Origin of the sequence: Streptosporangium sp. NPDC020145 (assembly GCF_040631275.1) — a bacterium.
Classification (GTDB): Bacteria; Actinomycetota; Actinomycetes; order Streptosporangiales; family Streptosporangiaceae; genus Streptosporangium.
The window spans coordinates 25,486-47,969 of sequence record NZ_JBEXZT010000034.1 but is presented as its reverse complement, the minus strand read 5'-3'; the positions used below and the strand labels follow the sequence as shown (position 1 = coordinate 47,969).

General features: G+C 69.1%; 24 protein-coding genes. 12 read left to right on the top strand and 12 right to left on the bottom strand.

Annotation, left to right across the window (positions count from 1 at the left end; all coding sequences use genetic code 11):
* Window position 1: 1 nt before the first annotated feature.
* The gene (locus tag ABZ463_RS36690; protein ID WP_352013521.1) at window positions 2–358 is read right to left on the bottom strand and encodes a hypothetical protein; all 357 of its coding nucleotides are present in this window, start codon (window positions 356–358) and stop codon (window positions 2–4) included.
* A gap of 436 nt (window positions 359–794) precedes the next feature.
* Entirely contained in the window at window positions 795–1,322 is a 528-nt protein-coding gene (locus ABZ463_RS36685; protein WP_362783754.1) for a DinB family protein, read from the bottom strand.
* Between the two features lie 505 nt (window positions 1,323–1,827).
* Here ABZ463_RS36685 and ABZ463_RS36680 point away from each other — a divergent pair.
* Window positions 1,828–2,514, top strand: a complete 687-nt coding sequence (locus tag ABZ463_RS36680; protein ID WP_352013523.1) for a dihydrofolate reductase family protein — start codon at window positions 1,828–1,830, stop codon at window positions 2,512–2,514.
* 4 nt (window positions 2,515–2,518) lie between these two features.
* Here ABZ463_RS36680 and ABZ463_RS36675 read toward each other — a convergent pair whose 3' ends face one another.
* Window positions 2,519–3,025: a DUF6461 domain-containing protein gene (locus ABZ463_RS36675; protein ID WP_352013524.1), complete on the bottom strand. Its 507-nt coding sequence runs from the start codon at window positions 3,023–3,025 to the stop codon at window positions 2,519–2,521.
* A 185-nt stretch (window positions 3,026–3,210) separates the two neighbouring features.
* Here ABZ463_RS36675 and ABZ463_RS36670 point away from each other — a divergent pair, with 185 nt between their 5' ends.
* Window positions 3,211–4,464, top strand: a complete 1,254-nt coding sequence (locus ABZ463_RS36670) for a hypothetical protein (protein ID WP_362783750.1) — start codon at window positions 3,211–3,213, stop codon at window positions 4,462–4,464.
* A gap of 58 nt (window positions 4,465–4,522) precedes the next feature.
* Here ABZ463_RS36670 and ABZ463_RS36665 read toward each other — a convergent pair whose 3' ends face one another.
* Window positions 4,523–4,996: a carboxymuconolactone decarboxylase family protein gene (locus ABZ463_RS36665; protein ID WP_362783747.1), complete on the bottom strand. Its 474-nt coding sequence runs from the start codon at window positions 4,994–4,996 to the stop codon at window positions 4,523–4,525.
* A gap of 271 nt (window positions 4,997–5,267) precedes the next feature.
* On the opposite strand from ABZ463_RS36665, the gene ABZ463_RS36660 reads away from it, so the two are divergent.
* The gene (locus tag ABZ463_RS36660) at window positions 5,268–5,852 is read left to right on the top strand and encodes a TetR/AcrR family transcriptional regulator (RefSeq protein ID WP_352013527.1); all 585 of its coding nucleotides are present in this window, start codon (window positions 5,268–5,270) and stop codon (window positions 5,850–5,852) included.
* Window positions 5,849–6,934, top strand: coding sequence for an acyltransferase family protein (locus tag ABZ463_RS36655; RefSeq protein ID WP_362783743.1), 1,086 nt, complete (start codon window positions 5,849–5,851; stop codon window positions 6,932–6,934). The genes ABZ463_RS36660 and ABZ463_RS36655 overlap by 4 nt, the downstream gene beginning before the upstream one ends.
* A gap of 2 nt (window positions 6,935–6,936) precedes the next feature.
* On the opposite strand, the gene ABZ463_RS36650 is transcribed toward ABZ463_RS36655, so the two are convergent.
* Window positions 6,937–8,454: an alpha/beta hydrolase gene (locus tag ABZ463_RS36650; RefSeq protein WP_362783741.1), complete on the bottom strand. Its 1,518-nt coding sequence runs from the start codon at window positions 8,452–8,454 to the stop codon at window positions 6,937–6,939.
* 255 nt (window positions 8,455–8,709) lie between these two features.
* On the opposite strand from ABZ463_RS36650, the gene ABZ463_RS36645 reads away from it, so the two are divergent.
* From ABZ463_RS36645 to ABZ463_RS36635, 3 genes are all read left to right on the top strand, one after another.
* Entirely contained in the window at window positions 8,710–9,972 is a 1,263-nt protein-coding gene (locus ABZ463_RS36645) for a histidine kinase (RefSeq protein ID WP_362783738.1), read from the top strand.
* A complete protein-coding gene (locus ABZ463_RS36640) occupies window positions 9,969–10,631 on the top strand; it encodes a response regulator transcription factor (protein WP_362783735.1) in 663 nt (220 codons plus the stop codon). The genes ABZ463_RS36645 and ABZ463_RS36640 overlap by 4 nt, the downstream gene beginning before the upstream one ends.
* Before the next feature lie 95 nt (window positions 10,632–10,726).
* Window positions 10,727–12,073: a cation:proton antiporter gene (locus ABZ463_RS36635; protein ID WP_362783732.1), complete on the top strand. Its 1,347-nt coding sequence runs from the start codon at window positions 10,727–10,729 to the stop codon at window positions 12,071–12,073.
* Between the two features lie 2 nt (window positions 12,074–12,075).
* Here the strand turns inward: ABZ463_RS36635 and ABZ463_RS36630 are convergent, their stop codons facing one another.
* The 4 genes from ABZ463_RS36630 to ABZ463_RS36615 form a co-directional block, all read right to left on the bottom strand.
* Window positions 12,076–12,927, bottom strand: coding sequence for a DUF72 domain-containing protein (locus tag ABZ463_RS36630; RefSeq protein WP_362783728.1), 852 nt, complete (start codon window positions 12,925–12,927; stop codon window positions 12,076–12,078).
* An 83-nt stretch (window positions 12,928–13,010) separates the two neighbouring features.
* Entirely contained in the window at window positions 13,011–14,081 is a 1,071-nt protein-coding gene (locus ABZ463_RS36625; protein WP_362783725.1) for an aryldialkylphosphatase, read from the bottom strand.
* Entirely contained in the window at window positions 14,078–15,094 is a 1,017-nt protein-coding gene (locus ABZ463_RS36620) for a phosphotriesterase (protein WP_362783722.1), read from the bottom strand. The genes ABZ463_RS36625 and ABZ463_RS36620 overlap by 4 nt, the downstream gene beginning before the upstream one ends.
* Window positions 15,095–15,250: 156 nt before the next feature.
* Window positions 15,251–16,192: an RNA ligase family protein gene (locus ABZ463_RS36615; RefSeq protein WP_362783719.1), complete on the bottom strand. Its 942-nt coding sequence runs from the start codon at window positions 16,190–16,192 to the stop codon at window positions 15,251–15,253.
* A gap of 363 nt (window positions 16,193–16,555) precedes the next feature.
* Here ABZ463_RS36615 and ABZ463_RS36610 point away from each other — a divergent pair, with 363 nt between their 5' ends.
* On the top strand, window positions 16,556–17,044 hold the full coding sequence (locus ABZ463_RS36610) for a DUF1648 domain-containing protein (RefSeq protein ID WP_362783716.1): 489 nt from the start codon (window positions 16,556–16,558) through the stop codon (window positions 17,042–17,044).
* A gap of 73 nt (window positions 17,045–17,117) precedes the next feature.
* Here ABZ463_RS36610 and ABZ463_RS36605 read toward each other — a convergent pair whose 3' ends face one another.
* Window positions 17,118–18,119: a 5'-nucleotidase gene (locus tag ABZ463_RS36605; protein WP_362783713.1), complete on the bottom strand. Its 1,002-nt coding sequence runs from the start codon at window positions 18,117–18,119 to the stop codon at window positions 17,118–17,120.
* A gap of 165 nt (window positions 18,120–18,284) precedes the next feature.
* Between ABZ463_RS36605 and ABZ463_RS36600 the strand changes: the two genes are divergently transcribed.
* On the top strand, window positions 18,285–18,746 hold the full coding sequence (locus ABZ463_RS36600) for an HIT family protein (RefSeq protein ID WP_362783710.1): 462 nt from the start codon (window positions 18,285–18,287) through the stop codon (window positions 18,744–18,746).
* Between the two features lie 29 nt (window positions 18,747–18,775).
* Here the strand turns inward: ABZ463_RS36600 and ABZ463_RS36595 are convergent, their stop codons facing one another.
* Window positions 18,776–19,327: a hypothetical protein gene (locus ABZ463_RS36595; protein WP_352013540.1), complete on the bottom strand. Its 552-nt coding sequence runs from the start codon at window positions 19,325–19,327 to the stop codon at window positions 18,776–18,778.
* Between the two features lie 110 nt (window positions 19,328–19,437).
* Here ABZ463_RS36595 and ABZ463_RS36590 point away from each other — a divergent pair, with 110 nt between their 5' ends.
* Window positions 19,438–20,601, top strand: coding sequence for a histidine kinase (locus ABZ463_RS36590; RefSeq protein ID WP_362783707.1), 1,164 nt, complete (start codon window positions 19,438–19,440; stop codon window positions 20,599–20,601).
* Window positions 20,601–21,203: a response regulator transcription factor gene (locus ABZ463_RS36585; RefSeq protein WP_352013542.1), complete on the top strand. Its 603-nt coding sequence runs from the start codon at window positions 20,601–20,603 to the stop codon at window positions 21,201–21,203. Before ABZ463_RS36590 ends, ABZ463_RS36585 begins: the two co-directional genes overlap by 1 nt.
* Before the next feature lie 28 nt (window positions 21,204–21,231).
* On the opposite strand, the gene ABZ463_RS36580 is transcribed toward ABZ463_RS36585, so the two are convergent.
* The gene (locus ABZ463_RS36580) at window positions 21,232–21,384 is read right to left on the bottom strand and encodes a hypothetical protein (protein ID WP_362783704.1); all 153 of its coding nucleotides are present in this window, start codon (window positions 21,382–21,384) and stop codon (window positions 21,232–21,234) included.
* Between the two features lie 873 nt (window positions 21,385–22,257).
* On the opposite strand from ABZ463_RS36580, the gene ABZ463_RS36575 reads away from it, so the two are divergent.
* The gene (locus ABZ463_RS36575; RefSeq protein ID WP_352013543.1) at window positions 22,258–22,440 is read left to right on the top strand and encodes a hypothetical protein; all 183 of its coding nucleotides are present in this window, start codon (window positions 22,258–22,260) and stop codon (window positions 22,438–22,440) included.
* The last annotated feature ends 44 nt before the right edge of the window (window positions 22,441–22,484 follow it).

Below are 22,484 nucleotides of genomic sequence, written 5' to 3'. Positions count from 1 at the left end.
CCTATTGTCCGTAGGTGAAGCGGAGCTGGGCGTTGATCAGGAAGTTGAGGCGGTAACGCATGTGGCTGACCGCCTCGGGCGGCGGGGGCTCCGCGGAGGTGAGCAACGTCCAGCGCAGCGAGGTCTCCATGCCATACGGCCGCAGGTCGAACCGGATCTCGTCGTTCGGCCTGTTCGGCCACAGCGACGACCAGACCACCAGCTCGGGCTCGACCGACCGGAGCACCCGGGGCTCGATCTCGTCCCGCTGCAGTTCGAGCCACTGCCTGGGGCCGGGACGCCGCGGATTGGTCAGGCTCTCCCACACGATTCGGGGAGGTGGGGGCTGCTTTCTCTCTCGTGAACTCAGCTCGATCACCTCGCCAGAATAGGCGAACGCCATAAACACCACCACGGATTAACAAATCAGGTATTTAGCCATTTTTGCTGGTGAGGTTCTGTTGGGATGGCATTCGGGATGACAGCGCCCTCGTCGGGCGGCCCTTCCGCCGGGGCCCACGCGACCTCATGGGTCTGTCGCGGTGCCGTCGTGTCAGGGACGGAGTCCTGGAGTCACGCGTCGAGGTGTGCACGCGAGGTTCTCCACCACCGAGGAGATCATGTCGGTCGGACCGCCCGGGCCATGGCGTGACCGGTGGACGGGCCGACACCGGCATCGGCACGGCCGTCCTACGAGTGGTCGGCGCGAGAGCGCCGGGTTCGCCGACCCGGAAGCCTGCTCCCCGAACCGGTCGCGGGGCCTTGGCCGAGAACGACCACCGGCCCGAGCGGACCGGCCTTGGGCTGAGAACGATCTACTTCGAGGACGCGGCCCGTACCATGCGAAGCTGGCCTATCTCGCTGGCGTTCTTCATCAGCTCGGAGTTGACCCAGGCGATCATGTGGGCGACGGTGTGCTCGGAGTCCTGCGGCCAGGGGAAGGGGGCCGGGGCGTCCAGGTCGGCGTCGGTGAGGCCGTCCAGCACGGTCAGCCAGGTGGTGCGGAGACCACGCAGCCACCCGACGGCGCTCGTTCCGTCACCCGGCCAGGTGACCTCGGTCCTGTCCCGAGGCGCGCGTCCCTGGGCGTGGTCGATGGTCACACTCCACCACCAGCCGATATGCCAGCTCACCCAGCCGATGGTGGGAACGGGGATGGGGTCGGGCTCGGTCTCCGCCCAGTCGGGCACCCATGCTCCCGTGGCGTCACGGCGTACGGTCCAGCAAAGGGGGGCGGGTTCCCACAGGAAGTCATCGGGTCGTAGTCGTTCCAGGTGGTAGTCGAACAACGACCAGGTCAGGTCGAACTGCCAACGCAACAGATCACATCGAGATGTACGCATCAAGACAGAATGGCAGGCTCCGGACAACGATCGACCGTCCCGCACGGGGGTTCGGACGAGGTGCGGGGTGGGCACCGCCACGACGCGGGGGGTTTCCGTGCCAGGGGTCGAAACCAGGTGAGGGCTGGTCGGTCGGCGCCACCACGCCACCGGGGCCGCCCGTGGAGGTTCGTGAGAACGTTGATCGACACCGCCACGGCACCAGGGTCGTCCGCGGAAGTTCGAAGCCGGGTGAAGGATCGGTCGCTGGGGCTTCCCTGGGAGAGCGGGGCCGGGGAAGGGTCAGTCGACACCGCCACGGCGCTGGGACCCTCCACACGAGAGGTTCGAAGCCGGGTGAAGGCGTTGCGACGCCGCCACGACGCCGGGGCTTCCGCGGGGAGGGTGAGGCGGAGCTCCGCCGGAGGGTAGCGTGGGACGCGGCGCCGTACAGGTGTGGAGTTCGCCGGTTCGGATGGAGGCTCCGCCTTCGCGCCGTCGTCGGGAACGTTCCGGGGAGCACCACATGACCAGGCCGTTCGTCCTGTCCTCCGTCGCCGTCTCGCTTGACGGTTACATCGACGACGCGACCTCGGAACGGCTGCTGCTGTCCAACGACGAGGACTTCGACCGGGTGGACGCCGTACGCGCCACCTGCGACGCCATCCTCGTCGGCGCCGGAACCGTCCGCGCCGACGACCCCCGGCTCATGGTCCGCGCCGCGCACCGCCGTCAGGCCCGTGTCGCCGCCGGCCGGCCGGAGTCTCCGCTCAAGGCCGTCATCGCCGGGCACCGGCCCCTCGACCCGGCCGCGAGGCTCTTCACCACCGGCGACACCGCAAAGGTCGTCTACGCCACCACCCCGGACGTTCCCGTCCAGCGGGACGCCCTCGCCGAGGTCGCCTCGGTCGTCGACGCCGGTGACCCCCTCGACCTGCGAGCCGTCCTCGCCGACCTCGCCGAACGAGGGGTGGAGCGCCTCATGGTCGAAGGCGGCGGCACCGTGCACACCCGGTTTCTGGCGGCGGGTCTCGTGGACGAGCTCCACGTCGTCACCGCGCCCTTCTTCGTCGGCGACGCCGCCGCCCCCCGCTTCGTCAACCCCGCGTCGTTCCCCTACGACGCGAGGAACCGCATGCGACTGCTCGAAGTGCGGCCCATGGGGGATGTCATCCTCGCCCGCTATCAACCCGTCCGGCCGCCGGAGGCCTGACGGCTCAGTAATCGAGGAAACCGTGGGCGACCGCGACGCGGCTGGACGGCGTCGGCCGCACCCCGGTGACGCGTTCGGCCAGTGCTCGCGCCGCGGCGAGCCCGCCCGTCGCCCTGCCGTGGACCAGCCCGAGCTCGATCCGGTCGGCCAGGAAGGCCGTCTGGTCGTCGACCTCGTGGGGGAACAGCGGGTCGAAGGACAGGATCTCGCGGCCGTCCGCGTAGTGGTTGAAGCCCGCGACCATGTTCACGTTGACGAAGACGCTCGCCACGACCGTCCCCGCTGACAGGGGCCGCAGCACCTCTCCCAACGACCCGGCGTAGCCGATCGCCTCGCCGAGGATGGTGCCGCCCTCGGCCGGGTAGGCGCAGATGAGCCCCACGTCGATCTCGCCTTCCTCGTCGTCGCCGTCGAGCACCTCGACACCGAGACGGGCCAGTGCCTCGTGCGGGGTGAGGCCGCGGACGTGCGTCGCGCAGAACGCCTCGTCGTCGAGCCAGCCGTACGTCATGGGAGCCCTGCTCTCCGTAGGGGGTCGGATACGGGAATCCTGGCAGGCGGGTCCGACAGAAACCGCGCACGGTCTGCGATTTGTGGGGGTTTATCGATTTTGTGAAGGTGTACGGGCTCGTTCCACTGGATGCCATTTTGGCTGTTCCGAGGAAACGGCCTGGCGATTGCTTCGATGATGTCGACATGACAATCGGGCCGATGTCGCCGACTTCGAGAGCGTTGTTGAGCGCGGTCCTCGGGGTCGCAATCAATCAAATCTTCAACAACGGGATGTTCAGCCTGCAGTGGGCCATCATCTCCGCGGTGCTGGCCATACTGCTCGCCGAGCCACCGTCGACGAACCCGCCGGAGCTTTCTCCAGTCGAATCTCCCGCAAATAGGGTTTTCACCTTGATCAAGGGAAGCCCAGCCAACGTCAAGTTCTGCCTGCTCATGCTCACGGTGTTGGTCTTCGCGCTTCCCTTGCGACCCATCCGGATCGACTCCCCGGCCGATCAGGAAAGCAGGGCGTCTTCCACGCCACCTCCCACGCCGTCGCCCTCGCCCTCAATGTCGCCCTCGCCGAAGGACTCACCGGTGAGGCCACCGAGGAGCCTGCCGTCTCCGCTCGCGGCCGATCCGTGCCGTCTGGTCGACGCCGTGAGACTGGGCCGTTTCGGGAAAACGGAAATTGATCCAGCTTACGGAAATTTCGACCGGTGCGATGTCCTGATATATCCACCGGGAGAGGATGAAGTGGATGTCAAGGTGGAATTCGATCCCGGTCCACTTCCTGAGCAGACCACGTCCTCCGAAACCATGAAGAACGTCATCGTCATGAAGGATCCCGCCCAGAGCACGGAATGCGAACGCAGGATGGCGTTGTCCGCGGACAACGACACGATCGTGTCGGTAACCGCCAAACGCGGGGAGAAGGGCAGGGCCTCCCTGTGTGACATCGCAGACACGGCGGCCGAGATCGCCGCTGAGAAACTCGGTGCCGGAGAGCTGGAGAAGTATCCCCGCTCTCTTCCCCGGGACTCCCTGGCGAACGAGGACGCCTGCGCGCTTCTCAGCCCGGACACCCTGGGAGAGTTCGTCCCAGGCGTCGACGCGGCGAATCCCTACGTGGGCTACGGCGACTGGACGTGCAAATGGTCGAGTACCACCGGTGATCTGCGGGTGAACCTGCACTTCGACCAGGGACGGCAACCGGACTCCACCGACGGGGCACCCACCCGGCTCAACGGCTACCGCGCCTTCGTCGAGAGGTGGGCGGACGACGAGAGGACCTGCCTGACACAGGTGGTCTACCGCTCCTATCCCGACCGGTACGGCAGGACGAAGGCCGAGACGCTACAGCTGCTGGTCGACGGTTCCTTCCCGATGGACCGGCTCTGCCGCGTCTCCACCGAACTGGCCCGTTCCGCCACCGCCCAGCTGCGGGGGGCCGCCTGACCGTACGGCGTGCGACGCCCCGGGACCCGGCAGCGGGCCCCGGGGCGTTCGTTCCGCGTTACCCGAACTGGCCGGGCTGGTAGTCGCCCGCGGGCTGCTGGATGATCACGTTCATCCGGTTGAAGGCGTTGATCAGGGCGATGAGAGCCACCAGGGCGGCGAGCTGCTCCTCGTCGTAGTGCTTGGCGGCGTTCGCCCAGACGTCGTCCGGGACGCCACCTGCCGCGTCCGCGATGCGGGTGCCCTGCTCGGTCAGTTCCAGGGCGGCGCGCTCGGCGTCGGTGAAGACCGTGGCCTCCCGCCAGACCGCGACCAGGTTGAGACGGAGCGGGGTCTCTCCGGCGTGCGCGGCGTCCTTGGTGTGCATGTCGGTGCAGAAACCACAGCCGTTGATCTGGCTGGCGCGGATCTTCACCAGCTCCTGCGTCGCGGTGGGCAGCGCCGAGTTGTGGATCGCCGTGTTCGCCGCGATGAGGTGCTTCAGGAACTTCGCCGCGACCGGGTTGTCGAGCGGATTCAAACGAGCGTCCATGGTGCGCTCCTTGTCGTTGCGGTGGTTACACCTCTCTGACCAACCAGCCGGGCCGGATGTGACGCAAATGAGTGTGATGTACATCTCCTGCCCGTCGAGCCCCTGTCCTCACCGCCCGGAGAGGCACCCGGGCGAGGGCCCGGCGAACGGCAACCCTGCCACTCTCGGTGATCGAAAACACACGTAAGGTAGTAGTTGACCAGGCGGCTTGAAGCTTGGCCGGGTGTGTTATTTTTTGACCATGCGGCCAGAAAACAAGCCGGATCGACAAATGTCGTTCATCGAGGAGGCGCGGCGAGCACAGATCATCGCGTCCGCGATCGAGGTGCTCGCCTCGGTCGGCTTCGCCAAGGCGTCGCTGGCGGCCATCGCCAAGCACGCGGGCATCAGCAAGGGGGTGATCTCCTACCACTTCGCCGGCAAGGACGAGCTGATGGAGGAGATCGTCACCCAGATCTACACGAAGATCGCCGAGCGGGTCATCGCCAGGCTGGAGGGCCAGGACACCGCCGTCGGGATGCTGCGCACGTACATCCTGTCCGTGGCCGAGCACATGCGCGACCACCGCACCCAGCTCCTGGCGCTGGGTGAGATCTTCCACAACCTGCGCGACGCCGAGGGCAAACCGCGGTACGGCGCGCACACCAACGAGGAGCTCTACCAGGGCATCGAGCACATCTACCGGTTCGGACAGAGCACGGGCGAGTTCCGTGCCTTCGACCTGCGCGTCATGGCGATCACGCACTCCTCCGCCGTCGACGCCATGTTCGCCTACTGGGCGGTCACCCCTGACCACGACCTCGACGCGCACGCGCGCGAGTTGGCCGACTTCTTCGAAAGGGCGGCGGCGAAGTGACGACCGAGACCAGGACCAGGACCAGACTGTTCGCCGTCGACAACCTGCGTGTGGTGCTCACGGTCCTGGTGGTCCTCCACCATGTCGCGATCACCTACAGCCACATCCCCGCGTGGTACTACTTCGAGGAGGCCAAGGACGCCAGCGGCGTCGCGCTCGACATCCTGGTGATGTTCAACCAGGCGTTCTTCATGGGGTTCTTCTTCCTCATCTCCGGTTTCTTCACGCCCGCCTCCCACGACCGCAAGGGCGGCGGGGCTTTCGTCCGTGACCGGTTGAAGCGGCTCGGCATCCCCCTGCTGGTGTTCCTCCTGCTGCTACGGCCCCTGCTGGTCGCCGGCTTCTACCCGGACGGCATTCCGTACTGGTTGTTCTACCTCGGCTCGTGGGACGCGGGCCCGATGTGGTTCGTGGAGGTGCTGCTGGTCTTCGGCATCGTGTACACGCTGTGGTCGAGGCGGGCCGGAGCGTCGAAGCAGGCCGTCGAGCCCCGGCGCACCGAGCTGACCGCGCGGGCGATCGTGCTGTTCGCGCTCGGGCTGGCGGTGGCCACGTTCCTGTGGCGGTTCCTGGTGCCCGTCGGGACCTACTGGATCGTGATCGGGCTGCCGACGCCCTCCCACCTGCCGCAGTACGCCTCGATGTTCGTCGTCGGAGTGCTGGCCTACCGGCGTGGCTGGTTCGAGACGCTGCCCGCCAAGGCGGGACGGATCGGCTTTCTCGCTGCGACCGGGGTGACGCTGGTCGTGCTGCCGCTGAGCATGACGACCGAGGGTGTGCTCCACCAGGCGTTCAACTCCCTGTGGGAGTCGACGTTCTCCGTCTCGATCATCGTCGGGCTGATCGTGCTGTTCAGGAACCGGTACAACCGGCAGGGGGAGGGTGGCAGGTTCCTCTCCGAGCACGCCTACACGGTCTACTTCATCCATCCGGTCGTGCTCGTCGCGGTCGGCTACGCGCTGGCCTGGCTGCACGCTCCGGCGATCGTCAAGTTCGTCGTGGCCGCCGCCGTCTCGTTGCCGCTGTGCTGGGGGGTGGCCTGGCTGGTGCGCGCGCTACCCGGCGCCAGGCGGGTGTTGTGAGGTCAGGTCTCCGTGCAGGTGGTGTCGGTCGCGGGCATGACGCCGTCCACCAGATAGCGGTTGACGATCCGGTCGACGCAGTCGTTCTTCGGGGAGAACAGGCCCGCGTAGACGGTGTGCCGGAAGGCGCCGCGCAGGGTGACCAGGCGTGATCCGGTCAGGGCCCGATGGGTGGCCCGCTGGCCCTGGTACGGGGCTCCCGGGTCGCCCGTCGCGCCGACCATCAGGACCGGCACGTCGTTGCGGATCCGGGTCGGCGGCTCCGCGGGCGCCACGGGCCAGAACGTGCAGGGGGTGAGGTTGCGGATGAGCGGCCCGAACAGGGGCTCCCCTGCCCGGTGGGCCTGGATGTCGCGGTAGTAGGTCTCGGGGTCGCGGGAGGCCGCCCGGTCCGCGCAGAAGATCGCGTTCTGTACGGCCGACGCCCCGTCCACGTCCGGCCCGGAGAAGCCGGTCAGCACCTGCTCAAGGACCGGGGTCGGGGTGACCTCGACCCCCCTGGCCGCGTCGCCGAGCACCTTGACGTCGGCGGCGAAGCTGCCGTAGGCCTCGTCGCTGTCTCCTCCGGTGACGTTGAACATGATCATGGGCAGCACACGACTGTCCACCTGGAACCGGCCGACCTTCAGCGGGCCTCGGCCGGTCGCCCGGTTGATCCGGTCGACGACGGCCAGCACCTCGCCCGCCGTACGGCCCAGCCGGTAGCGGTCGTGGTGACGGGCCGTCCAGGCCGCCCAGTCCCGCATGACCCCGGCGAGGGCCGGGCCCTGGTACCGGGCCAGGTCGGGGCCGTAACGGTCGACGTCGAGCGCGCTGTCGAGGACGACCCGGTCGGCACGGCCGGGGAACAGCTGGAGGTAGACGGCGCCCAGGTAGGTGCCGTACGACGAGCCGAGGTAGGACAGCTTCCGCTCACCGAGGGCGGCGCGGATCACGTCCATGTCCCTGGCGGTGTCCCTGGTCGAGACGTACGGCAGCACGTCCCGGTGGGCGGCGCAGCGGGAGGCCAGGTCCCTGGCCAGCGCCGTGGTCCGGTCGAAGGAACGCCGGTCGGGCCCGGCGGAGCCGACGATGGGACTGGGCCAGCCACAGTTCAGCGGGGTGCTGCGCCCGACGAAGCGGGGGTCCATCCCGATCAGGTCGTAGCGGGCGGCGACCTCGGGCGCGGCGTTCTTCACCATGAGCGCGAGGTAGGTCACCGGGACGCCGGGGCCGCCGGGGTTGTAGAGCAGCGTGCCGCGCCGGTGCGCGGGGTCGGTCGCCTTCAACCGGGACATCGCGACCTTGATGGTCCGCCCGTCGGGACGGCCGTAGTCGAGCGGCACCGTGACCTCGGCGCACTGGGCCTTGGCCGCGTCCAGTTCCTTGCCCGCCTCGTCGTCGGGACCGTTCTGGCAGCGGTGCCAGTCGATCCGCTGGTTCTGGAACCTGGCCAGACCGTCGTCGGCCGTCGCCGTACCGGTCAGAACGGTGGCCAGGGCCGTCCCGGCCAGCACCGCCGCCATCCCTCGTCCGCGCATCGGACTCTCCTCTCGCTTCGTCATGCGGGGCACGAGGCTAGGCGGGCGGGCCGCGGCGGCGCGTCAGTCCGGGGTCTGGTCTTGACAACCCTTGTGACCTGGGCTTTCGCCTGCCGGGGGATGGTTCTTTGCGGAGGGTGTCCTCCTGGGGTCGCAGGTCCTCCGCGTCATCGTCATCCCCAGGGGGCACGTGTTCACCGGGTCGCGGAACCTAACATGTGTCACGCGACGCGGCTGTTCAGGAGGAATGCCCCAATGTTCGGAGTCCACCTGCGTGACGGGGTGCTGGCGGCCGTGATCCTCCTGGGGTGCGTGGTCCTCAACGACCGTGTCTACGGCTCCCCGGGGCCGTTGGTCCTCCAGGTGGCGCTGGCGGCGCCGCTGGTGTGGCGGCGGCACGCACCGTTCACGGTGTTCTGCGTGGTGGCCGGGGCGGCGCTCGTGCAGTGGTTCGCCGACGTCCAGACGCTGACCGACGTGGCGTTGCTGGTCGCCCTCTACACGGTCGCCGCCCGTTCGGCCTGGCGGTACACGCTCGCCGCCGGGGTCGTCCTCGAAGCGGGAGTCCTGCTGGCCGCCGCCCGCTGGGCCGCGCCCGCCGACAGGTTCCTCAACTCGGCCGCCTTCCTGACCGCAGTGGTCGTGGCCGTCGCCGTCACCGGCGTGAACACCCGCATCAGGCAGGAGCGCGCCGTACGGCTCGGACACGAACGGGACCAGCGGGAACGGCTCGCGGTGGCCGAGGAGCGCGGACGCATCGCCAGGGAGATGCACGACATCGTCACCCACAACCTGTCGGTGATGGTCGCGCTGGCCGACGCCGCCGTCTTCGCCCAGCGGTACTCACCCGAGCGGGCCGAGGTCGCCATGCGGCAGATCTCCGGCACCGGACGGCAGGCGCTGACCGACATGCGGCGTTCCCTGGGCGTGCTGCGGGCCGACGAACCGGACGCGAGCCGGCATCCGGCTCCCGGCCTGGCCGAGCTCGAACCGCTCGCCGCCCGGACGCGCGCCGCGGGACTGTCCGTCCGTCTCTCCCTTGAGGGGGACGTCTCGGCGGTTCCCGCCGCCGCGCAGCTCACGGTCTACCGGCTGGTCCAGGAGGCGCTGACCAACACGTTCAAGCACACCCCCTCCGGGACACGCGCCGCCGTACGGGTGCGGTGCGCGGGCGACGCCGTCACCGTCGAGGTCGTGGACGACGGCCCGGCGGCGCGGGCCCCCGGCCCGTCGGACGGACACGGCCTGGTGGGCATGCGCGAACGCGCCGCCGCGTACGGCGGGACCCTGGAGGCCGGTCCCCGTGACGGCGGCGGCTGGCGGGTCGCGACCAGGCTCACCCTGACCACGGCGGGCGTGACCGGACCGGACGTGACCACGGCGGGCGTGACCGGGGGCCGGGGCATGGCGAGGACGGCCGGGCCCGGTCTGGACGGGGCGGGTGAGACCGGGGGCCTGGAAACGCCGGGTGTCGCCGGGCCTGGTCCGGGTGTGGCGGCCGGTAAGGGGGCAGTGTGACGATCCGGGTGTTGCTGGCCGATGACGAGTCGCTGCTGCGGATGGCCTTCACCATGGTCCTGGACGCCCAGCCGGACATGGAGGCCGTCGGGGAGGCGGCCGACGGCGCCGAGGCCGTACGGCTCGCCAGGACACTGCGTCCCGACGTGGTGCTGATGGACGTCCGGATGCCCGGGATGGACGGCATCGAGGCGACCGGCCGGATCACGCGTGTCTCACCGTCGTCGAAGGTGCTCATCCTGACCACCTTCGACCTCGACGAGTACGCCTTCGCCGGGCTGCGGGCCGGAGCCTCCGGCTTCCTGCTGAAGAACGCCCTGCCCGAGGAGTTGCTCGCGGCCATCCGCAACGTCGCGGCGGGCGACGCCGTGGTCTCCCCCAGGATCACCCGGCGGCTGCTGGAGACCTTCGCCCACCGGCTTCCCCACGGGGAGCGTCCTGTGTCCGACGAACGGCTGGAACGGCTCACCGCGCGTGAGCGGGAGGTGCTCGTCGAGGTGGCGCGCGGTCTGTCGAACACCGAGATCGCCGCCGAACTGCACCTCGCCGAGGCGACCGTGAAGACCCATCTGGGCCGCATCCTGCTGAAACTGGAGCTGCGCGACCGGGTCCAGGCCGTGGTCTTCGCCTACGAGAGCCGCCTCGTTCATCCGTCGTGAGCGTTCTCGCGACTGGTTTGTGATCTGTCCAGAAGTGGGTTTCGGGTGCTTAACGGGGAGACCTTCCTAGATTCCTACTCTCTCTAGGGGTAATGATGCCTTCTGCCTTAGGTGCTCCCATAGCGCCCATCGCCGCGCACAATCTGCTCGTCTTCCTGCTCCAGGTCAGCCTGTTACTCCTGCTGGCGCTGGTTCTCGGGCGGCTGGCCACCCGGTTCGGGATGCCCGCCGTCGTCGGCGAACTGTTCGTCGGCGTGGTCCTCGGCCCCTCCTTCCTGGCGCACGTCGCGCCCGGCCTGCAGACCTGGCTGTTCCCCGCCGACCCCGAGCAGTTCCACCTGCTCGACGCCGTGGGCCAGATCGGCATGCTGCTGCTGGTCGGCCTCACCGGCATCCACATGGACATGAAGCTGGTCCGCCGCCGTGGCGTCACGGCCGCAGGAGTCAGCGTCGGCGGGCTCGTCGTCCCCCTCGGCCTCGGCATCGGCGCCGGGTTCCTGCTGCCCAGGACGCTGGTGCCCGAGGGCACGGACATCACGGTCTTCGCGCTGTTCCTCGGTGTGGCGATGTGCGTCAGCGCGATCCCGGTCATCGCCAAGACGCTCATGGACATGAAGCTGCTGCACCGCAACATCGGGCAGCTCACCCTGACCGCCGGGATGATCGACGATGCCTTCGGCTGGTTCATGCTGTCGATCGTCAGCGCGATGGCCGTCAACGTGGCCTCGACGGGAACCGTGCTGACCTCGCTCGCCTACCTGACCGTCATCGTGGTGTTCGCGCTGACGATCGGCCGTCCCCTGGTCAGGTACGCCTTCCAGCTCACCGCCAGGTCGGAGGAGGCGGGTCCGGCCGTCGCCACCGCGGCCGTGCTCATCCTGCTCGCCTCGGCCGGTACCCACGCGCTCGGGCTCGAAGCCGTCATCGGCGCGTTCGTCTGCGGCATGCTCATCGGTAGCGCGGGCAAGGTCGAACCGGCCAGACTCGCCCCGCTGCGCACGGTCGTGCTCTCCGGATTCGCGCCGATCTTCTTCGCCACCGCGGGCCTCAGAATGGACCTGACCGCGCTGGCCAGGCCCGAGGTGCTGCTCAGCGGCCTGGCCGTACTGACCATCGCGATCGTCGGCAAGTTCCTCGGCGCCTACGCCGGGGCGCGGCTGAGCAGGCTCAACAGGTGGGAGGCGCTCGCACTCGGCGCCGGGCTCAACGCCCGCGGCGTGATCGAGGTGGTGGTCGCCATGGTCGGCCTGCGGCTGGGCATCCTCGGCGTCGAGGCCTACACCATCGTGATCCTCGTGGCGATCGTGACCTCGCTGATGGCTCCGCCGATCCTGCGGATCGCCATGGCCCGGGTCGAGCAGACCGCGGAGGAGAAGCTCAGGGAAGCCGAACACCAGGCCTGGAACAACCACTCGACCAGTGGTACCGAACCGATTCTGTGACCTCAGAACAGGGTGAGCGGCTCGACCGGTACGGGCTCCGGCAGCGGGGCCAGAGCGGGCAGGTGGGACCGTACCTCGTCGTGGAAGCGCCGGGCGAGCGCGGGGGCGTCGGCGTTGTCGGGGGTGTGCAGGAAGAAGGTCGGCGAACGACCCTCCCGCAGCCATGCCACGACCGTGTCCACCCAGGGCCGCCAGCCCTCTGCGGTGCGTTCGGCGTCGTCCCGGCCGATGTAGCGGACGATCGGGTTCCCGGTGAGGGCGGTCGTACGGCGTGGCATGCGCGGCTTCTTCGTCCAGGACTCCCGCTCGGCGTCGGTCGTCGGCGGCGTCTGGAAGAGGACGACCGTGTCGAACGGCACCCACTCGGCCCCGGCGCCCGCCAGGACCTGTTCCAGCAGCCGCGCGGACCGCTCGTCCTCGAAGAACGCCCGGTGCCTGACCTCGACGGCGTACCGGTGGGATCGGGGAAGCCGGTTGAGAAAGGCCGCGAGAACACCGAGGTCACCCGGGGAGAACGAGCCGGGAAGCTGGATCCACAGCGCGTGGGCGCGTGGGCCGAGCGGCTCGATCGCGTCCAGGAACGCCCTCAGCTCCTCCTCGGCGCCGTTCAGCCGGCGTTCGTGGGTGATCGGTTTGGGCAGCTTGAGCACGAACCGGAAGTCGGGGTCGGTCTGCCGCGCCCACAGCTCGACCGTGTTCCTCGCGGGTGTGGCGTAGAAGGTCGTGTTGCCCTCGACCGCGTTGCACAGGCTCGCGTAGGCGTGCAGCCGTTCCTTCTGCGGAAGGGGATGGGGGATGAAACGCCCCTGCCATGAGGTGTTCGTCCACATCGCGCATCCCACATGAAGCCGCATGTACCGACGCTATCCGAGTACGGCCCGCGTCCGGTCATCGGATGCGGGCCGTACTGATGATCCACCGGGTTCGGCGGCCGGGGTCAGCGGGGTTCGGCGAAGGAGAGGGCGCGGGCGGGGTTCTCCACCATGATCTTGTGGATGACCTCGTCGCCGACGCCGAGTTCGCGCAGCGCGGGCAGGAAGTAGCGCGAGATGTAGTCGTACCCCTTGCCGCCGTACTTCCTGAGCTGGATCTTCTGGCACACGTCGTGACCGAGCACGATCTGGTCCGCGTAGCCCCGTTCGATCAGGTCCGCGACGCCCCGGACGACCTTGTGGTCGCTGGTCAGGAAGAGGTGTCCCCACGGGCTTCCCGGCGAGGCCAGGAAGTCCAGCTCGATGAAGGCGCCACGGGCGACGAGACGCTCGGCGAGCGAGGGGTTCGTCACCGCCTCCATGCAGTGGCCCATGACGACGTTCGTCGGGGCGACGCCCTCCTCGTCGAGGATGTCGAGCACGGCGATCTTCTCCTCGCCGACTCCCCCGACGTGGAAGGTGATGGGGGCGCCGGTGATCCTGCTCGCCCGGCCGCTCGCGCGCACGCTCTTGAGCTCGTTCTCGGTCAGCGGCGCGGAGTCGGCGCCGACCTCGCCGATGATGCCCGAGCGGACGCCGGTCTCGCCGACCCCGAGCACGACGTCGCGCACGATGATGTCGGTGAGGTCATCGACGGTGAGCTCGTCCATGTTCTCCGGGTGGAAGGTCGGGGTGTACCAGCCGCCGCCCATGACGACGTTGAGCCCGCTCTCCCGGGAGAGCCGCAGGAGTCCCTCGGGGTCGCGGCCGACGCCGATGGGCGAGACCTCGACCAGGGTGCCTCCCCCGACGTTGGCGAAGGCGAGCACCTCCGTCAGCATCTCGTCGAAGTCGCCCATCGCGTCGCTGTCGGCGTTGGGGAACCCATGACGCGTGCGGGCGAGGTTGGCGAGCGTGAGCGGCTCGGCGGCCTCCGGGGAGTCCTCTCCGGGACGGCGGAAGCGCGCCGGGCGCCGCAGGTCGACGAAGACGTGCTCGTGCATGAGCGTCTCCCCGAGCGTCGACGGGTCGACCGGGCCCGTGACGGTCAGCGCCTTGCCCGCGATGTTCGGGATCTCGAAGGGGTAGCGGCTCACGAGTCTGCCTTCGGGGTCGTGATGGTCAGAAGTCGCCTCGGGTTGCGCACGGTGACGGTCTCGATGAGGGCGTCGTCCGCGCCGACCATCCGCAGGTAGTGGACGAGTTGCTGCAGGATGAAGCCGTACCCGCCGCCGCCGTAGGCGAGGAGGTGCGACTTGGCCGAGACGTCCTGCGACAGCAGGACCCGCTCGGCGTGTCCCCTGCGCGCCAGCTCGACCACGGCCGTCGCCACGTCCTGGTCGTCGGAGACGCTCAACACGGACGGCAGCCTGCCGAGCTGGTCGAACTGCACGAACACCCCGCGTTCGAGGAGCGGTTCGAGCTCGTCGGGGCGCGGGGAGAGCGGGTCGCAGTGCCCGACGACGACGCGCGTGAGGTCCGCGCCCTCCTCGGCGAGCAGATCGAGCACCCGCCGCTGGGTCGCGGGGTCGGCGGAGCGGTCGAGCGTGATCGCGGCACCGGTGGCCGCGGAGGCCCGCGCCGCCGCGACGAGGATCGCGCGTCCCGCGGGCTCGCCGGGGTCGAGTGCGCCCAGTTCGCCGATGACGCCCGCGCGCACGCCGTCCACGCCCTCGGTGATGTCCCTGACGATCTCCTCGGTGAGCCCGTCGACGTCGCCGGAACCGGTGGGGCGGTATCGTCCCGCGCCCATGACGACGGCCAGGCCGGTCGCCTCGGCGATACGGCGCAGCGCGGCCGGGTCACGCCCGAGGTCGGGGGTGGTGACGTCCACCAGCGTGCCGCCCCCGGCCTGCTTGAACGCGGTGGCCTCGCGGACGGCCAGCGCCTCGTCGCCGAGAAGCAGGTTGTCCCTGTTGGGGAGGCCCAGACTGACCTCGCCGAGCAGTTCCATGGTGAGCGGTTCCTGCGGTTCGGTCCCGTCGCTGAAGTCGCTCAGCAGATGTTCGTGGGGCATGACCGCGCCGAGGGCGTCCGGCGCGAGGTCACCGGTGACGGTGACGACCCTCGCCGCGCGCGCGGTTGCCGTGGTGGAGTCGGTGGTGGACACCGGGCCAACATAACATAGAAGATCGTATATGATACAGAGGGCAATCCGTGTGTCTCCGAGACGGAACGGCACGTGGACGCGCCGCGCCGCCGGCCGTACGAAACCATGGACAGGTCCGTTCCGAACTCCCCTGTCCCCGGGCCGGCCGACGGCCCGTCAACCCCCGGCCAGAGCCTCGGCGGCCCTGCGGACGTGGGCCTGCAACGCGGCCTCCGCGCGGTCGTCGAGGGCAGCCGTGGTCGCGGGAAAGGCGTCGGACAGGTCCACCATGACGTCGAGGACCACCTCGTCCAGAAGTTCGTCGAGGGAGGACGGCCCCGTTTTGGACCGTGCCCCGGCCAGCCGTGGCCCGTTGACCATCTCCAGGGCGATCCGGCGTAGCTCCTCCGGAGAGAGCATCACCTGCGGGTCCCAGGGACGGCTCTGGTCGAAGCGCCGTTCGTCGAACTCCTCGATCTTCAGTTTGCGGGCGGGACGGCGCGCGGGAGGCAGGGGGGTGTCGGGCCGCAGGACGATCCCCTCGGCCGTGTTGTCCGGCACCTCGGGCAGACCGAGCATCCGCGGCACACGGGTGGGGAAACGGCGGGGCAGACCGTCGAGGTCCGTCAGGCTTCCCCTGGCGAGAAGCGGCACGACGTCGAGACCGGTGTCGGCGGCGATCGAGGCGATGTCCGCGTAGGACAGGAAGGTCCCGGGGTCGTCCGGCCCCTCGTGACGCAACACGTCGAAAAGGGCGAAGCGAATCCCGGGGCTGTACCAGACGCCCGTCTGGACGGGGGACGCGCCCGGCACCGGGGAGACGCCGGGGTGGGGGTAGTGGCCGCCGTACAGCTCGCCGTAGAGACGCACCGCCGAACCACCGCGGGCCAGCGCGGCCTCCACGGCCCCGGCGAAGGCGGCGCGCAGGAGCTGCCAGCCGAAGAACGGCTCGTCGTCACGCAACCACGCCTTGCGCTTGCCCACCGACAGGCCCTCGCCGTCATGGGCGATCACCATCTGGGCCCCGTGGACCTTCTCGGTGGCCACCCATGGACCTCCGGCGGTGCCCCCACCGGCCCGGTCGGCGGCGGGAATCTTGGGGTAGGCGAGATGCCGCATCGGAGCAGTATGGCCGAGACGAACGCGGAAACACCTCTGCTTTTCCGGCCGGTCCGAAGCCTGTTCCGGCCCGGTCCTGAGCCGGTTCTGCCGGTCCGGAGCCGGTGGTCAGATCGGGTTCGCCCCGGGGCCGCCGATCGTGATCTCTGTATCGTGCGGCGGATCGCTTCTGCGCCGAAGGGCCGAGGCCACGGTGGCCCGTGCGCCGTGGTCTCCGTGGAGCCGTCTCATCACCGGAAATGCTTTACCCGGGGCCTACGGCCTTTTTGAGATGGTCTCCACGACCAGGAATGACCAGCCTTCCGGACAATCCTCCTCGTCGTCACAGAAAAGTAACAACAGCCCAGGAGAAGCGGGTTCGGCGTGGATGAATCACATGGCTCTCGCTCCATATTGTGGAAGCTCGCATTACTCACCTGCGGACCGCTGCTGACGACGGCGCTGTCGGTGTGGGCCTTCAGCCAGGTACCGGCCGACGCGGTGGTCCCTGTCCATTGGAATGCGATCGGCGAGGCGGATCGGTACGTGTCGAGGCTGGAGGCGCTCCTGACGCTTCCCATCGTCTCGATCGTCGTCAGCCTCGTGGCCTGGCTGGTCGACATGCTGGGAGGCGTTCAGCGGAACGTCGTACCCGGATGGGTGCTGATCTCTCTCATGCTCGTGACGGCGCACGGCTTCGTCCTTCAGGCGGCGCTGTCCGGCAGGGCGGTCCTGCCCCGGGTGATCGTCGGGGTGCTCGGCCTGGCCGTACTGGCGCTGGCCGGCAGGCCTTCCGTACCGGCCGGATGGAGATGGGCAGCCGCCCTCCTCGGCTGCGCCGTCCTCGTCGCCGCCTTCGCCGTACCGCTGTGACCGCCCGGCCGAGGCGGGACCTGGCGCTCCGTACGGTCCCGGTGGCCGCTCGCCAGGCGAGCGGCCGGGGTGGTCATCGGATGGTGACGCGGTCTCCCTGTGGGGCTCTGACCGGCGAGTTGTTCACGATGTAGGAGGCCAGCGCCCCCCTGTCGTCGGGGCCGCCGTGGTAGACGCCGGTGCTGTCCGTCCACTGCGGGAAGCCCTGCCAGCCGCCCATCAGGATGTAGTTGGCCGCGATCTTGATCACCTGGGTGTCGGTCACGGGCACGCCGTTCAGCGTGATCTCGGTGACAACCCCGTCCTGCACCGTGTAACGCAGCGAGGACGAGGGGGTCAGCACCCAGCCGGACGGGTTCCGGTAGGCCAGCAGTTCCTTGAGCCGCGCGCCGGTCATCGCGTGCACGTCGATCGCCAGTCCTGCGGGCTGGGTGGCCCACAGCTCCTCGTAGGTGACCGGCCCCTCGTCCAGGTCGGTGTGGAAGCCGTACCTGCTGACGAGGGCGACCTCCGCGCCGGAGACGGCCTGGACCGCGTCGAGGTAGGCGTCGGCGACCAGTTCGACGAGCGGGCCGCCACCCGGCGTCAGCGGGATCTTCTCGGCGGTCGCGCCGAACGTCTCCTCACCACCCGGCGAGGCGCACTCGAAGTAGTGGATGACGTTGGAGGTGAGGCCGTCCGGCTGGCCGATCTCGACCTGCACCGAGGTCTGCTCGGTGTTCTCGTCCCAGTTGAAGGTTCCCAGCACCGTGTGGAAAACCGCGCCGTGGTTGTCGGGGACCTTGAAGCTCCTCCATTTCTCGGCGCCGACGAGGCGGTAGCGCACGAGCTGGAAACCGGCCGGCAGTCCCTCGAAGTAACCGTGGATCTTGAAGGTCAACGGGCACTTCGTCGCCGTGGCCCGTTCGAAGGCGATGGTGACCTTCCCCACGGGGTTTCCCGCGAGGGCGTCGGCCTGCTGGGCCGGAGGGGTCTCACCGGAGGTGACCGGCTCCGGGGCCGCCTGCGCCACGGGGGCGAAGACGCCGGACGCCAGGACCACGGCGGCCACCAGCCCCCCGAATCTGCTCGACAATCTCACAAAAGTCCTTTCTCGAAACCCTTCTTTCTCTTGACGGGATGGACGTTAGACAGGTCGACTGACATTTTTTAAAGGGCGACCGGAAAGCATTGTTGCGGCTGGTTCCCACGGGGAGAAAATGATTCGCAACGACCCTTCTCCACCGCCACCATGTGAACCATGAAAGATGACGGCGGACCGGACTGTGTGTTCTGCGCGATCGTTCGCGGCGAGGCCGAGGCGAGCGTTCCCTACGCGGACGACCGGGTGATGGTGATCATGGACATAGGGCCCGTGACCCCCGGCCACCTCCTCGTCATCCCGCGCGTCCACGCCGTAGGACTGGAGGACCTCGACGAGGAGACGAGCACGCACGTGTGGCGGACCGGCCACCGGATGGGCCGGGCCATGCGGCGCTCCGGTCTGCGATGCGAGGGCGTGAACGTCCTCCTCGCCGACGGGGAGGCGGCGTTCCAGGAGGTCTTCCACTTCCACCTGCACGTCTTCCCGCGTTTCGAGGGAGACGGTTTCCGGATAACCGCCGACTGGGGGACAAGGGCACGCGACCTGCTCGACCAGGAGGCGGAGGCGATCCGGTCCGGGCTGGCGGAGCTGGATCCGTACGAGAACCTGAGACTCTGACGGTTCCCAGATGTCACGGTTCCCAGATGTCACGGCAGAAAGATCAGGCCCAGGCCGATCAGGACGTCGAACACGCCGCACCACTCGGCGTAGGAACGGGCCACGACCCTGCCACGGCGCAGGTGCGCGAAGTCCCAGACTCCGTGCAGCAGCCATCCGGCCCCCACGATGTACCGGCCGGCCTCCGGGTCGAGGGCCAACCCGGCCAGCGCGAGCGCGCCGTACCCGATCATGCCGAGCGCCTGGAGCCTGAACTCGCCGGAGCGGCGTGCGTGCCCGTCGAGCACGCCCCACACCAGTACGGCCAGCGCCAGGGCGAACAGGACGGTGGACGGCGCGACCAGGTTCAGCAGTCGCGACCCGATGACGATCGCCGTGCCGACGCCGAGCAGCGGCCATGACAGCGCGGGGCGGTCCAGCTTGGCGACGACGAGGTAGAGCAGCGGCAGGAGAGGCAGGATCTGCGCGAGGTTCCCGGCCCCACCGTCCAGGGTGAGGAACGCCAGGCCGACGGCGACGGCGGTCGGCCAGCGGCCTTTCAGCGCGTCGATCCAGCGTGTGGAGGGCGTCGAGAGGCGCATCGAGAGGCTCCTTCGTGTGGGGCCTCCAGGCTCTTCGACGCGGATGCCTGTCGGTAGCGCCGAAACCACACGTGATCGCATGACATCTGTCATCAGTGGACAATGGCCGTGTGCGTGACGTACCGGTCGATCCAGGGGCGGGACTGACGAACCTCCGTCGCTCCACCTGGTGGAGCCTCATCGGCGTCACCGTGTTCTTCCTGGCCCTCAGCGTCAGGAGCCGGATCATGGACCCGGCGGTACCGGTCGCGGTACGGCTCGCCGCCGTCGCCGCCCTCGCACTGACGGTGACGGCCGTCGCGGTGTCCGTCAGCCGTCGGCTTCCGCACCTCCCCCACGGGTCTCCGTCTGTCACGACCCCGGTGCGGTGGCTGGTGGCCGGTGGCGCGGGCTCCGTGATGTTGGGGGTGATCCTGCTCGCCCTGCAGGACCGCGGGCTCTGGTCGTTCGGCCCGGCCATGATGGTCGCGATCACCGCGACCTTCCTGTCGCCCCGGCGTCGCCGCCTGTTGATCGTCACCGCTGCGGCGGGTGTGGCCGTACTCGGCGGGATCACGGGGCGGGGATCGGTCCTCGCGGCGGCCTTCCCCGCCGGGCTGATGATCCTCAGCGGCTGGGTCACACTCGGGATGCTGTGGGCGTGGGACGTCGCCGAGCGGCTGAACGCCGCCCGCCGGTTGTCCGCGGAGCTGGCGGTCAAGGACGAACGACTGCGGTTCGCCGCCGAGTTGCACGACATCCAGGGCCACCACCTGCAGGTGATCGCGCTCAAGAGCGAGTTGGCGGCGCGGCTGGCCGAGGCCGACCCCTCGCGTGCGGCCGCGGAGATGCGGGAGGTACGGCGGCTCGCCGCGGACGCGTTGCGCGACACCCGGGCCGTTGTCCAGGGATACCGCCGTGTCACGTTCGAGGAGGAGATCGCGAACGCGACCAGGGTGCTCACCTCGGCCGGTGTCGACGCCCGGACGAAGCTCGACCCCGCCCTTCCTCCCGGCCCGGGACGGCACCTGCTGGGGCTTGTGGTGCGGGAGGCGACCACCAACGTGCTGCGCCACAGCCACGCCCGGTACGCCGAGATCGAATACCGGACCGCCGACGGCCTGGCCCGTCTCACGGTCACCAACGACGGTGTGTCCGAACGGCCCGACGCGGACACGGGTACCGGCCTGCGGTCACTCGCCGAACGGCTGCCGACCGCCGGAGGCGAGCTGACCTGGCGGCACGACGGCGACCGCTTCGTCGTGACGGCCCGCGTGCCCATCGAGGAGATGTGATGATCCGGCTGCTGGTCGCCGATGACGAGGACCTGGTCAGGGGTGCCCTGGTCGCACTACTGGGGCTGGAGGACGACCTGACCGTCATCGCCGAGGCGGCCACTTCCGCCGACGCCGTACGGCTGACGCTTGAGCATCGGCCCGACATCGCCGTGCTGGACCTGGAGATGCCACCGGCCGACGGCCTGCGTGCCGCCGAGGAGATCAGGGCGAACTCCCCTATCAAGATCATTCTGGTGACGCGACACGCCCGCCCCGGGGTACTGCGCCGTGCGCTGTCAGTCGGGGTGAGCGGGTTCGTGCCCAAGACCACCCCAGCGACGAGGCTGGCGGAGATCATCCGGGATGTCGCCGCCGGACGGCGCTACGTCGACCCCGAGATCGCCGCCACGGCCCTGACCGAGGGCGCCTGTCCGCTCAGCGACCGGGAACTCGCGGTACTGCGGGCCTCCCGGACCGGGGCCTCGATAAAGGAGATAGCCGTCCAGGTCCACCTGGCTCCGGGCACCGTGCGCAACTACCTGTCGGCGGCCATGGCCAAGCTCGGCGTCGGCTCCCGCCACGCTGCCGCCCACCGCGCCTGGGAGGAGGGCTGGATCTGAGCCGCGAGCCGTCCTCCCTCGGGCGCGTTCAGGAGAACCTGTTCCTGCGCCAGTCGTCGAGGGCCGCCAGCGCCCGGGGCGTCTCCTCGGGGAAGCTCAGCGTCTTGGCGAGCATCCAGAGCGCGGCCTGCAACCGCCGAGCCCGCAGGAACGGCCCAAGCCCCGGATCGTCCGGATCCACCCCATACTCCTGTACGGCCCGCCGCCCCGGGCCGAGCATGCATGCGAGGTCCCAGCCCACCGGACCGAGACAGGCCTCCTCGAAGTCGATCCAGCGCGCCCGTCAGGGGTGGCGGGAGGTTCCCCGCGTGCGCGTCTCCGTGAACGGCCTGGACAGGACCTGGCCGGCGGTGTGATTCGGCGCGCAGCAGACCGAGCTCCTCGCGCAGCTCGGCGTACGTCCCCCGGTCCGGGTGATCCCGCGAGTCCAGCAGGTCGAGAAGGAGGACGGTCTCCTCAAGCGCCGGCCCGAGATACGGCAGTTCTCCAGGATGGTCGCGAAGAGCCGTGTGCAGATCCGCCGGCGCCCGGCCGGTCGCGGCCTGCCGAGCGTGGTGACTGTGGGCACACGGGCCACGATCGGCGCCGGACGAAGGTGCACCCGAACGCTGAAAGAGTCCTTCAACACCACCGGCTCACCGACCCGCACACCGTACTCGGCGGCGACCGCGACAGCGACGGAGACATTGTGTCCCGGCGTTCACGGGGCACCGACGGCCCGGGGTTCTCGGTTCGGAGCCGACTCTCCGGTCATATTTCGAGGCTGTGGCCGGAAACTGCTCCGACAGTGACGTTCACAGACGGCGTCCTGGTCGCGGCGCTTCCGCGAAATACCGTTTCATCGGTTTTCTGCGCGGTCCGCACAGCATCACCACGCCGCCGGAGCGCATCCGGAGTTATCGTCAAAGAAAGGTCGACCACAAAACGGAAACGACGACAGCCGGAGGGGAGCTCGCCGGAGCAGGTTCGGAGAACGAACCAGAAAACGACCTTTCATGATTCTCGCCTGACCAGAGGAGCCGGAGCGAACACTCTCATGAAAAGACTCAAGGGAATGATCTGGTGGAAGGTCGTCCTGGTCGGCGTGATCGCGCTGCCGACTTATATCGCACTGTCCGTTTCCGACGGTGAGAGGGGCTGGGATCTGCTCGCACGATCCGCCCCCGTGGTCGTGATTCTTGTCCTTTCGGTCGTTCTGGCGATCCGCGAGTACCGCGCGGGTCGCCAGAAGGACTAGCCGAAAAGCGCACGAGCCCACACCCCGCCGTTTCGGCACGATAT